Origin of the sequence: Microbacterium sp. Root166 (assembly GCF_001427145.1) — a bacterium.
GTDB lineage: Bacteria > Actinomycetota > Actinomycetes > Actinomycetales > Microbacteriaceae > Microbacterium.
In genome coordinates this window covers 1549415-1561612 of sequence record NZ_LMGL01000001.1, presented here as the reverse complement: position 1 = coordinate 1561612, position 12198 = coordinate 1549415, and the positions used below count along the sequence as shown (strand labels likewise).

The window sequence follows — 12198 nt, the reverse complement described above, 5'->3', positions numbered from 1 at the left end:
CCATGGTAGGCGCGGAGTTATGCGAGGAGTCTGAACGAAAAGCCGAGCCCAGATCAGAGCGATTTTTCAGGCGTCAGAGCTTGCGGAGGAGAACGCGTTCCACGGTGTGGTCGGGCGCCTTCTGCAGCACCAGGCTGGCGCGGTGACGAGTGGGCAGGACGTTTTCCATCAGGTTGGGCAGGTTGATGTCGTTCCAGTAGCCCATCGCCGTCTGCACGGCCTCGTCGTCCGTGAGGTGCGAGAACACGTTGAAGAACGAGCTCGGGTTGGCGAACGCGCCGGTGCGCAGCGCCATGAAGCGCTCGACGTACCACTGTGCGATGTGGCCGGGATCGGCGTCGACGTAGATCGAGAAGTCGAACAGGTCGCTCACCGCGACATCTCCGGGTGCGGGGGACGGCTGCAGCACGTTCAGGCCCTCGACGATGACGACGTCGGGCCGACGCACGGTGGTGTGGGCATCGGGGACGATGTCGTACCGCATGTGGGAGTAGAACGGCGCCCGCACCTCGGCCGCCCCGCTCTTGACCTCGGTGAGGAACGACACCAGCGCACGCCGGTCGTAGGACTCCGGGAAGCCCTTGCGCGCCATGATGCCGCGGCGCTCGAGCTCGGCGTTCGGGTAGAGGAAGCCGTCGGTGGTGACGAGCTCCACCCGCGGGGTGTCCGGCCAGCGGCTCATCAGCTCGCGCAGCAGGCGGGCGATGGTCGACTTGCCGACGGCGACCGAGCCCGCCACGGCGACGACGAAGGGCGTGGTGCTGTCGGCGTCGCCCAGGAACGCGCTGGTCTCGGCGCCCAGTCGCTGAGTGGACTTGGCGTACAGCGACAGCAGCCGCGACAGCGGCAGGTACACCTGCGAGACCTCGGCCATGTCGAGGCGATCTCCGAGCCCGCGGATCTGCACGATCTCGGTCTCGGACAGCGGCTGCGACATCCCCGCCGCCGTGCGCGCCCACTCGGCGCGGTCGATCTCGCGGTACAGCGAGAGCGCCGTGGTGAGCGTGGAGGCATCGTCGGCAGACATCCCGCTCATCGTATCGAACACCGGATGCCGCAGCCCGGCGTGCCTGCCGGGCGAAACGAGACGGGCCCGTCCCCGGTGAGGGGACGGGCCCGCCGTCGGGATGGTTCGGACCTACTCCGCCGCGTTGTGGCCGTGGTCGGGGTGCAGGCCGCCGCCGCCACCCGCCCACGTGCCCTCGGGGCCGGCAGGCTCGGGCAGCACCAGGCCGCCGGGCACGTCGACGCCGACGACGCCGTTGACGAGTTCGGTCGAGTACGCGTATGCGAGCACCGACAGCGCGATGGCGTCCGCGTTGATCTCGAGCGCCTCCATGCTGACGTTGCCGATGTCGTCGCACGCCTGGTGGTAGCACGGGTCGAGCCACTCGCCCGCGGTGCCGCCCCAGATCGCGGCCTGCTCCTCGCTCTTCTCGTCCTCGGCGCCCGTGAACAGACCGCCGGCCGGGATGCCGGCCAGGATGAACGCCTCGTAGTCGCTGCGTCCGCTGAACTCGGCGTCGTCGTACGGCTGGCCCACGCTGGTGAAGTAGCGCTCGAACAGGTCCTCGATCTGGATCGAGCCCTCGGGGACGACCACCGGCGCCTCGAACGTCGACTCGTCGCCGTCGTACACCATGTAGATGAAGTTCGGCGAGGCGACCATGTCGAAGTTCAGGTACAGCCCGATGCGGTCCTTCTCCCCCTGGCTGAGACCGTCGACGTAGGCCTGCGAACCGACGAGACCGACTTCCTCGGCGGCCCACCACGCCAGGCGCACGGTGTTCTGCGGCTTGACCTTCTGCATGGTCTCCGCCAGTTCGAGGAGCGCTGCCGAGCCGGAGCCGTTGTCGTTGATGCCGGGGCCAGCGGGCACCGAGTCGAGGTGCGCACCCGCCATCACGACGTTGTCGGAGTTGACACCCGGCAGTTCGGCGATCACGTTCTTCTGCGGGTGGTTCTCGATGAACATCGAGACGGTCGCAGTCGAGCCGGGCACCGCCAGAGCAGAACCGGCGGCGAACGACGTGTTGACCACCGGGATGTCGAGCGCCGTCGGATTCGCCCCGATCAGCGTCACGTTGGTGATGATGCCCGAACGCTCGGGCGTGTTCCCCTGGTTCATGATGACGACGGCCTCAGCGCCGGCATTCTGGGCGTTGCGGGCCTTGACGCCGAATTCGCACACGCCGCGCTGGACGAGCACGATGTCGGCCGGTCCGGTCAGGTTCGCGTTCGCGAAGTCGGCGGCCTCGCAGCCGCTCGTGCTCGCGGCGGGGTTGGCGAGGGCCAGATCGATCGGCACGACGGCGCCGGTCACGGATCCCTCGGCCGATCCGGCCGAGAAGAATCCGGCCTCGTGCATGACGTCCTGCGGAGTGAGCTGGTGAACCGTGGGCACGGGAACCAGGTAGTCGAACTCGTCGATCGAGACCTGCCAACCCGCAGCGGTCATCGTATCGACGACGTAGTCGACGCTCGCCTCGTATCCGGACGTGTCGGCGGCGCGGTTGCCGTTGTTCGCGTCGGCGATCTCCTGGAGTGCCTGGAGGTGCTCCATCGCACCGGCGGCGGTGACGCACTCGAGGAGCTTGGAGACGGTGTTGTTGTTCCGGTTGTCGCACTTCGCCGCAGGCGCGGCCGATGCGGCGGCCGCGGGGGCGATGGCGAGGGCGAGAGCCGTCGCTCCTGCCGCGGTCAGCGCAAGCGCGCGATGCGCATTGCTTCGGGATCGGTTCATGTTCTCTCCTTCACGCTCGGCGCTCATCGTCGAGCGCCGTGCGCACGGGCGACCCTCTCGACGTCCGCGCGCGGGGGACGGGCGCCGGGTCGGCACCCGAGGCCGAGGCTAGATGGGGCGTCGCCGCCGCGGTAGAGCGCGATGCGACTTCTCATCCGGCGCTCATGTGGGACTCGGGCGTCGCAGCGAGCGTCACGCGCGCGGTGGCCGCCCACGGGGAGCGATACTGTCGACCCGTGCGCCTCGGAGTCCTCGACATCGGTTCCAACACCGTCCACCTGCTCGTCGCCGACGTACGCCCCGGCGGGCGACCGCTGGCAACGACCAGCCAGCGCACGGTGCTGCGGCTGATGCGCTACCTCGGCCCGGACGGAGAGATCTCGCCGGCCGGCGTCACCGCCCTGGTCGATGCCGTGACCGAGGCCCGGCGTGTCGCCGCGGACGAGCGCGTCGACGAGCTTCTCGCCACGGCGACCTCCGCGGTCCGCGAGGCGACCAACGGCCCCGAGGTCATCGCGCTCATCGAAGAGGCGCTCGGCCAGCCCCTGCAGGTGCTCGGCGGCGAGACCGAGGCCCGGTTCACCTTCCTCGCGGTCCGCCGCTGGTTCGGCTGGGCCGCAGGCCAGATCCTGCTCTTCGACATCGGCGGCGGCTCGCTCGAGATCGCGGCGGGAGGAGACGAACTGCCGGATGCCGCGGCATCCGTCCCCCTCGGCGCGGGCCGCATGACGATCCAGTTCCTTCCCGACGACCCGCCTGGCGAGGACGCCGTCGAGCGTCTGCGCGACCACGCCCGGAAGACGCTGGCGCCCGTGGCGGCGGAGTTCGGCACCCTCGCGCGCCCGGACCACGTCGTCGGCTCGTCCAAGGCGATCCGCTCGCTGGCCAAACTCGTCGGCTACCCGGTCCCCGGGTGGTCGGGCATCGAGCGGATGGTGCTCCCCCGCGCCGCGCTCGGCTCGTGGATCCCGCGGCTGGCGCGGATCCCGGCATCCGCTCGTCAGGAACTGCCGGGAATCACGGCGGACCGCACGTTCCAGATCGTCGCCGGCGCCGTCGTGCTGCACGAGGCGATGCGGGCGCTCGACGTGGACGAGCTCGAGGTGTCGCCCTGGGCCCTGCGCGAGGGCGTGCTGCTGCGGTACATCGAGTCACTGTCCTGGGACGCGACGCCCGTCTGAACCACGCTGTGGCCGGGTCCGGGCTGGCGAACCGTCGCGAACGGTCGCTCGGACCCCCGCAGCGCAGCCGGACGCAACGGTTCGACGACCGCGGACGACGCGACGCCCCGAGCCGAAGCCCGGGGCGCCGCGAACGTTCGAATCAGACGGTGGCCCGCCTGCGCCGAAGCGCCTGCAGCACTGCTCCCCCGAGGATCAGCGTGAGCGCTCCGCCGATGATGGCGAACGGGATGCCGGGGCCACCGGTCGCGGAGAGCACCGCGGCCCCCGCACCCGCCGCGCCGGCGGCGACCGTCACGGCCTGACTTGCGACGACCTGGCCGTCGATGAGGACGACCACCGCATGAGCGCCGGGAGCGATCGACGCGGGGATCGTCGCGGCGAGACGGAACGTCCCGTCGCCCGCGGTGGACACGACGCCCAGCGTCTGCGGCGTCGAACGGATCTCGACCGTGACGTCGGGCGTGGACGCCGGCAGACCCGAGCCCGACACCACGACCGACCCACCCGGGCGGAGGTCACCGGTCACCGTGACGGCGGGCGTCGGCGTCTCGGGCTCAGGCTCCGGCTCGACCGCTGCGGCGATCGTGAAGGTCTTGGCCGACGACGCCGGTGAGACGCCGACGTGGCTGCGCGCCTGCACGGTCACGGAGTGCTCGCCCGCCGTCAGGCCGGTGAAGGTGTGGGCGGTGGTCGCCGCGCCGAGGTCGATCGGGGTGCCGCCGTCGAGCGCCACACGGTACCCGGTGAGCGCCGAACCGCCGTCGGCGGGCGCCGCCCACGACACCGTCGCGTCTGCGCCGGTCACCGAGACGGCCGCGGCAGCCGGTGCCGCCGGCGCGGAGGCGAGGCCGAAGAACTTGTCGATCTTCGCGATCGCCTCATTCGCGAAGGCCCAGTTCTGCGCCTGCCGTGCCGGCCAGTCCGCCTCGGTCACGTTGCCCGGCCGGCTGCCGGGGAGACCCGCCACCCACCACCATTCGGTCATGTACTCCGTGAACGTGCCGCCGACGTTCTCGCGGATCCAGTCCTGGACGATGGGCGCGCCGGCATTCGCCTTGTCGTACTCGATCAGGTACGGCACCTGCAGCTTCTTGGCCGAGGCCACGGCGACCGAGGTGTCGCCGCCCGGGTGGTAGTCGACCTTCTGGCCGCCGCCGAGCGCCACCTGGTACTGCGTGCGCAGGTTCGGGAAGAACTCGGCGACCACGTCGCCGTACAGGTAGGAGATCTCGGAGCCGGAGTCGCGGATATGCAGGTCGTTGCTGCTCGTGCCGTCCAGCCGGAGGTCGAACTGGTACACCGTGTCGACCCCCGCTGCGGCGGCCGCACGGTTGACGTCCTTGATGACGGCCCGGGTGTTGTGGCACCACGTTCCGCCGAAGAGGATGACGTGATCGCCGTCGGACTCGAGCACCTGCAGGAGCTCGGGGTAGGTGATCTGCTTGATCGCCCAGTCCGCGCCGTCGGCATCGGCCAGGATCTCGGCGCCGTACTTGGCGGCGTCGACGTACTGCGCTTGATGCCGGCGGTTGATCTCGTTCTTGTAGAACGTGAACTGGCTCTGCGTATCGATCGCAGCGACGCCGCCGACCGCAATGGAGTCGAACACGGCGGCGACCTGCGCACGATAGGCGGCTGCCGCCTCGGGCGTGGCGACGGATGCCGCATTCACGGCGCCGGCGAGCGACGCGACGATCCGGTCTTCGACCTCGCCCGCCGTGTGCGCCTTGTCGTAGATGAACAGGTAGGGGTCGTCCCCCACCGCGCCGCCGAACGCGGGAGCGGTGTCCTTGTTCAGGTAGTTGTCGACTGCGTCCGTCCACAGCGCCGAGATGTCGGGCAGGGCGGTGGTGCGGATGTCGATCGCCGCGCCGTCCAGGCGCGGGTCGAAGGTGTAGACCGCGTCGACTCCGTACTGCGCGGCGACGGCGTCGATGTGCGAGATCGCGGCCTTCGTGGTCGGATCGGCCGGCCCTCCGATGAGGAACGCGTAGGTACCCTCGCTGCCGAGGAGGTACTCGAAGCGTTCGAACGTGACGGCCTCGAACACCGAGTCCGCCCGGAGGCCCGGGAAGGCAGAGGAGAAGTAGTCGAGGTCGGAGCCGGTCGGCGCGGCCGTGGCGGCAGGCGCCGCGACGACGGCGCCGGTGAGGGCGAGGGATGCCGCGACGACGGTCGCCGCGAGTCTCTTTCGGGTGCGGGTGCTCATGGGAGGAGGCTCTCTGTGCGGGTGGGAGGGTGACGGGAAGCAGGAACGAGGGTGGATCGGATCAAGCCGGCGGCGTGCGCGGGACGGCCGTGCGTCGACGGAGCCACCACCAGGTGAGAAGGCCGCCGGCGGCGAGGACGAGACCGCCGATCACGGCGCCTCCGATGAGTGGCGAGGCGCCGCTCGAGTCGGCGGAAGCCGCGACGGCATCGTCCGCGTCGGCTTGGTCGGCGGAACTCTCCGCCGATGGCGTCGGCGTGGCGGAGATCTCGATGCCGGTCACCGTGGCCGACGGCGGCGAATCGCCCACGCCGTTGACGGCGATGAGGGCGACGTCGTACTCGCCGGCGCGGAGCTCGATCTCGTACCCTGTTGCGTCCGCGGCGATCGGGATCGGCGTCCCGTCGTTGAGGACGAGCTTGTAGCCGGTCAGCGCCGCACCGCCGTCGGCCGGGGCCGACCAGGTCAGCGTCAGCGTGCGGCCGTCGACCCGATGTCCGAGGGTCGGCGCCTGTGGCACCGCCGCGACGACGGCCGGGGCGTGGGATCCGGTCGTGGTCGCCGTGCCGGAGGACGTGGAGCCGCTGGAGGAGGTGCCACCGGTTGCGGGCTGCTGCGGTGCGACCGGCGCAGGGGCTTGCGGGGCGGGCGCGGGCGGCGGGGCGGCAGGCTGCGGGGCGGTCGCCCCGCCTCCGCCCGAGACCGCCGGCGGCGGCGACTCGAGCGTCGAGTCGTACGGCCAGCCGCCGATCTTCTCGCACGCCGTGACGTCGAAGTTCAGGGAGCAGATGTCGCATACGTCGCCGGCCGCGTACGCGGGAGTGGCGAGCACTCCGCCGAGCGGCGAGAGCGCCGCCACGACCACGGCCGCCGCGACGGCGGCGAGAGTGCGGCGCCGTCGGGGGCGGGAGTCGAGTTGGGCGGTCATGATGTCCTCACGGTTTCGGGAAGGCGGGAGCCGGGCAGTTCGCACTGCCCGAAGGGCACGCCGTCGGGCATGGTGTACTCGCCGGCCGAGCGGTTCAGCACCGCGGTCGCGGCATCCGTCTGCGCTCTGTCTTGCGAGGGGGCGCTCTGCGTCGCTTCTGCACCAGGCGCCGGGGTCGCGGCCGCCGGCTCACTCCGGCGGCGCGCACGTCGAGTCGGCGCAGGATCGCCGTCCCGAGAGGAGCGGAACATCGCGTCGTCCAGCACGCCGAGGCGTCGGGCGACGATGGTCGCCGCCGTCGCGGCGGCGGTGACGTTCGCCATGGTGCTGGCGGTGCCGGCGACGGCGCTGATCGGAATGAGGACGACGAGGATCTCGACCGGAAGTCCGACAGCGGTGAGCACGGCGGTAGCGGTGATGATCGCCGTGCCGGGGACTCCGGCGGTGCCGAGGGACACGAGCATGCACAGGCCGGCGAGGGCGAGGTAGTCCCACACCGAGTAGTCCAGGCCGAGCACGTTGATCGAGAAGACCGCGACGATGATGGGCCAGATTCCGGCGCATCCGGGCATGCCGATGGTCGTTCCCACCGGTGCCGCGAACGTCGCGATGTCTTCCGGCACGCCCACCTTGCGCGTCAGCGATGGGATCGTGATGGGCAGCGTGCCGACGCTCGACTGGGTCGTGAACGCGGTGTACTGCGCCGCCGTCATGTGCCGGAACCAGCGGATCGGGTTGACGTCGGCGAAGACCCGCAGCAGCACGCCGTTGACGAGATACGCATCCAGGAACGCGATGCCCACCGCCAGGACGAGGATGCCGAGCAGTGACAGCACCATCTCGATCCGCGTGACCGCGGTGGCCGTCGTGACCGCGACGAGCGCGAGCACGGCGTAGGGCGTCAGTTCGATGACGAAGCCGACCGCCGTCATGACCACGCGCTTCGCGCCGTCGACGACGTTCTTGAAGGCGCCGAGCTGCGCGTCCGGGGCCCGGTTCGCCACGAGGTAAGCGATGGCGAACAGGATCGCGAACAGGATGATCGGCACGATGTTGTTGCTGACGAAATCGCCCGCGAGATTGGCGGGGACGAGGCCGAGCAGCACCTGGTCGAGCGGCCGGACCAGACCCTCGAGACTGTCGGCGCCTTCACCGGTGAGGTCGAGCTCGACGCCCGTCCCGAGTCCGATGCTCAGCACGATGGCGAGCGTCAGGACGATGGCGATCGCATTGGTCAGCAGCAGCCAGAAGGTGCTCGACAGCCCGATCGTGCGCAGCTTCGCCGTCGACCCGAGCGAGGTGACGCTCGAGAGGATCGAGATGAAGATCAGCGGCGCGACGATCGCCGTGATGACCTGGACGTACAGGTCGCCGAGGAACCCGACGTAGGTCAGGTGACCGCGGAACAGGATGCCGATCACGATGCCGACGGCAAGCCCCAGCAGCACGAGCGTGGTGAAGCCGGCGCGGCGTCGGCGCAGCAGCACGAGCAGCGCGAACGCCGCCAGCGTCACGACGAGCGAGACGAGCGAGAGCACATCGAAGCCGCCGGTCATCGCCGGCGCCTCTTCGGGAGATGGAGCATTTCGCGAAGTTAGCAACGCCGATATCGGCCACTGTGATCGGTAACGAGCGGTGACCGAGTGTTAACGCGCGAGTCGGCGCGCGTTGCGCACGACGCCGAAGACGCGGATGACCGCCGGCGATCAGCCGGCGGTCATCCGTGTATCGAGAGTCCTAGAGCGCGAGGCGCTCACGCACGACCGCGGCGAGCGCTTCGGCGTGACGCTGGGCGTCCTCCGAAGAGGTCGCTTCGACCATGACGCGCACCAGCTGCTCGGTTCCTGACGGGCGCAGCAGCACCCGGCCGGAGTCGCCGAGCTCGGCGGCTGCGGCGGCGACGGCATCCGACACGCCCTCGTCGTCGTTCGCACGCGTGCGGTCGACGTCCTTCACGTTGATCAGCACCTGCGGGTACACCGTCATGATCGAGGCCAGCTCGGCGAGCGTCTTCTTCTGCGCCGCCATCTCGGCCACGAGATGCAGGCCGGTCAGCAGGCCGTCGCCCGTCGTGGCGAAATCGCTCATGATGACGTGGCCGGACTGCTCGCCGCCGAGCGAGAACCCGCCCTCGTTCATGCGCTCGAGCACGTAGCGGTCGCCCACGGCGGTCTGCTCGACGCGGATGCCCTGGGCGGCCATCGCCCGGTGCAGGCCGAGGTTGCTCATCACTGTGGCGACGAGGGTGTCGTCCTTGAGATGACCGCGCGCCTTCATCGCGACCGCGATGATCGCCATGATCTGGTCGCCGTCGACGATGCGTCCGGCCGCGTCCACCGCCAGGCAGCGGTCCGCGTCGCCGTCGTGCGCGATGCCGACGTCCGCTCCGACGCGCACGACGTGCTCGGCGAGCGAGTCGAGGTGGGTCGAACCGACGCCGTCGTTGATGTTGAGCCCGTCGGGGTCGGCGCCGATCACGGTCACGCGCGCACCGGCGTCGCGGAACGTCTCGGGCGAGACACCGGATGCCGCCCCGTGCGCGCAGTCGAGGACGACGTGGATGCCGTCCAGGCGATTCGGCAGCGAGCCGAGGAGGTGGACCACGTAGCGGTCCTCTGCGTCGGCGAACCGGCGGATGCGGCCCACGGCGGCACCGGTCGGCTGCAGCTTGGGGCCCGCCATGGCGTGCTCGATGCGCTGCTCGACGAGGTCGGGAAGCTTCACTCCGCCGCGCGCGAAGATCTTGATGCCGTTGTCGGGCGCCGGGTTGTGCGACGCCGACACCATGACGCCGAAGTCGGCGTCCATGTCGCCGATGAGGAACGCGGCGGCCGGGGTCGGCAGCACGCCGGCGTCGAGGACGTCGACGCCCGAGGACGCGAGGCCCGCCTCGACGGCGGCCGACAGGAACTCGCCGGAGACGCGGGGGTCACGGGCCACGACGGCCGTGATGCGCTTGCCGGCGGCGCGGCGCGCGTCGGCGGTACGGCCCTGGCCCAGGACGACGGCGGTCGCCTGGGCCAGGGACAGTGCGAGATCGGCGGTGAGGGGGCCGTTGGCCAGCCCCCTCACCCCGTCCGTGCCAAAGAGCGGCATACGGAAGGAGCGCCGATCAGCGCTTCGAGTACTGCGGCGCCTTGCGGGCCTTCTTGAGACCAGCCTTCTTGCGCTCGATGACGCGGGCGTCACGCGACAGGAAGCCGGCCTTCTTGAGGGTCGGGCGGTTGTTCTCTTCGTCGATCTGGTTGAGCGCACGGGCGATGCCGAGGCGCAGCGCGCCGGCCTGACCCGACGGGCCGCCGCCGGAGATGCGCACGATGACGTCGTAGGCGTCGGTCAGGTTGAGAACCGTGAAGGGGTCCGTGATCAGCTGCTGGTGCAGCTTGTTCGGGAAGTAGTCCTCGAACTCACGGCCGTTGACCGTGATGACGCCCGAGCCGGGGATGAGGCGCACGCGGGCGATGGCCTGCTTGCGACGGCCCACGGCTGCACCCGGGACCGAGAGCACGGGGCGCTCGGCGGGGGCTGCGTCGAGCTGGTCGACGGGGGTCTCGGTGGAGTAGTTGGTGGAGTCTTCGATGTTCGCCACGAGTGTGTCCTTATTCTCTGCGGTGCTTACTGGGCGACCTGGTCGAGGGTGTACGTCTTGGGCAGCTGAGCACCGTGGGGGTGCTCTGCGCCGCGGTAGACCTTCAGCTTGCGCAGCTGCGCGGCACCGAGGCTGTTCTTCGGGAGCATGCCGCGGACGGCCTTCTCGACGGCGCGCTCGGGGTTCTTGGTGAGCAGCTCCTCGTAGGTGACCGAGGACAGACCGCCCGGGTAGCCCGAGTGACGGTAGGCCTTCTTCTTCTGGAGCTTCTGACCCGTGAGGGCGACCTTGTCGGCGTTGATGATGATGACGAAGTCACCGGTGTCGACGTGGTTGGCGAAGGTGGCCTTGTGCTTGCCGCGGAGGAGGATCGCCGCGTGCGAGGCGAGGCGGCCGAGGACGACGTCGGTCGCGTCGATGACGAGCCAGTCGCGCTGGATCTCGCCAGTCTTGGGGGTGTAAGTGCGCGTCACAGTAGTGCTGCTTTCTTGATTCGAACGGAGAAGTTCGTGAATCCCGCTCCGGGGTGGTTCGCTCCCCGAGGGGGTGGAACACGCCAGTGGAGGGCTCACGTTCGTGGTGCCGGGTCAGCTGAGCCGCACACCAAAGGTCGAGTCTACGCCATTCCATTACCACAGCCAAACGCGCGTCGCGAGGCACCCCGTCCGTGCGTGTCGCTAGTGTCGGCGGCATGTCGTCCGTCGCCTCGTCCACGTCGGTGCAGCGCACCTACCGCTATCTGCGGATCGGGATCGCCGGCACAGCCCTCGCCATCTTCGTCGCGGTCGGCGTGGCCACAGCCGAAGTCGGCGTTCTGACTTCGGTCAGCGACTATTTCTACTCCCCCGCGCGCAACGCCTTCGTCGGGGCGTTGATCGCCGCGGCCCTCGCCCTCGTGGCACTGTCGGGCCGGGGCGTCGAGCGAGCTCTCCTCGATGCGGCGGCCCTGTTCGCTCCGCTCATCGCCCTCGTGCCCACCACACTCGCACCCGGCAGCGTTCCAGGCCTGTCCGTGCCATGCTCGACGCGCTGCTTCCCACCTGCCTATGAAGCGGATGCCGCGAACGGCGTCCTCACCTACCTCATCATGGGCGGACTCACCGTGCTGGTCGCGCTGCTCCTGGTCGCGCTGCGCCAGCTCTCGCTCGCCGCCGTCGGGTTCTCGCTCGTCCTCACGACAGCGTTGCTGGCCACGGTCGGCGCCTTCTGGGTCTTCGGTCGCGACGCCTTCTTCGCGCAGGGTCACTTCGTCGCGACGATCGCCTTCTTCGCCCTGTTCGCGGCGGTGGCGATCTTCAACGCGTTTCCGCGACGACAGGCGCCGCCGCCGCTGGTCTTCCGCGTGCTGTACACCGTCATCGCGCTCGCGCTCGTCGCCGTTCTCGTCGCCTACATCGTTCTGCTCCCGGGCGCCGGAGCCTCGGGCGTGCCGGTCGTGCTCCTGGCCGAGGCCGCGGCCCTCTCGCTGTTCTTCGCATTCTGGGTCGTCCAGAGCATCGAGAAGTGGGACGACGCCGACCCGAGGATCGCCGCGGCCCGCTGAGG

At 70.1% G+C, this 12198-nt stretch carries 10 protein-coding genes; 2 read left to right on the top strand and 8 right to left on the bottom strand.

The features are described from left to right. Positions 1–73: 73 nt before the first annotated feature. Positions 74–1036 carry a type I pantothenate kinase gene (coaA, locus tag ASD56_RS07040; protein ID WP_442922386.1) on the bottom strand — a complete coding sequence of 321 codons (963 nt, stop codon included), beginning with the start codon at positions 1034–1036 and terminating at the stop codon, positions 74–76. A gap of 102 nt (positions 1037–1138) precedes the next feature. After that, entirely contained in the window at positions 1139–2743 is a 1605-nt protein-coding gene (locus ASD56_RS07035) for a M28 family metallopeptidase (protein WP_055962955.1), read from the bottom strand. 236 nt (positions 2744–2979) lie between these two features. Here ASD56_RS07035 and ASD56_RS07030 point away from each other — a divergent pair, with 236 nt between their 5' ends. Next, the gene (locus tag ASD56_RS07030) at positions 2980–3924 is read left to right on the top strand and encodes a Ppx/GppA phosphatase family protein (RefSeq protein ID WP_055962952.1); all 945 of its coding nucleotides are present in this window, start codon (positions 2980–2982) and stop codon (positions 3922–3924) included. A 142-nt stretch (positions 3925–4066) separates the two neighbouring features. On the opposite strand, the gene ASD56_RS07025 is transcribed toward ASD56_RS07030, so the two are convergent. From ASD56_RS07025 to rplM, 6 genes are all read right to left on the bottom strand, one after another. Next, positions 4067–6136 carry a fibronectin type III domain-containing protein gene (locus ASD56_RS07025; RefSeq protein WP_055962949.1) on the bottom strand — a complete coding sequence of 690 codons (2070 nt, stop codon included), beginning with the start codon at positions 6134–6136 and terminating at the stop codon, positions 4067–4069. A gap of 61 nt (positions 6137–6197) precedes the next feature. Next, positions 6198–7064, bottom strand: a complete 867-nt coding sequence (locus tag ASD56_RS07020) for a fibronectin type III domain-containing protein (RefSeq protein WP_055962946.1) — start codon at positions 7062–7064, stop codon at positions 6198–6200. After that, positions 7061–8620 (bottom strand): dicarboxylate/amino acid:cation symporter, encoded by a 1560-nt coding sequence (locus ASD56_RS07015; protein ID WP_055962943.1) that lies wholly within the window; start codon positions 8618–8620, stop codon positions 7061–7063. Before ASD56_RS07015 ends, ASD56_RS07020 begins: the two co-directional genes overlap by 4 nt. 181 nt (positions 8621–8801) lie before the next feature. Next, positions 8802–10160, bottom strand: a complete 1359-nt coding sequence (gene glmM / locus ASD56_RS07010; protein WP_055962940.1) for a phosphoglucosamine mutase — start codon at positions 10158–10160, stop codon at positions 8802–8804. Positions 10161–10176: 16 nt separating this feature from the next. Next, the gene (gene rpsI, locus ASD56_RS07005) at positions 10177–10653 is read right to left on the bottom strand and encodes a 30S ribosomal protein S9 (RefSeq protein ID WP_055962937.1); all 477 of its coding nucleotides are present in this window, start codon (positions 10651–10653) and stop codon (positions 10177–10179) included. A gap of 26 nt (positions 10654–10679) precedes the next feature. Continuing rightward, positions 10680–11126: a 50S ribosomal protein L13 gene (gene rplM, locus ASD56_RS07000; protein ID WP_055962934.1), complete on the bottom strand. Its 447-nt coding sequence runs from the start codon at positions 11124–11126 to the stop codon at positions 10680–10682. 218 nt (positions 11127–11344) lie between these two features. Between rplM and ASD56_RS06995 the strand changes: the two genes are divergently transcribed. After that, positions 11345–12196, top strand: coding sequence for a hypothetical protein (locus ASD56_RS06995; RefSeq protein WP_055962932.1), 852 nt, complete (start codon positions 11345–11347; stop codon positions 12194–12196). The last annotated feature ends 2 nt before the right edge of the window (positions 12197–12198 follow it).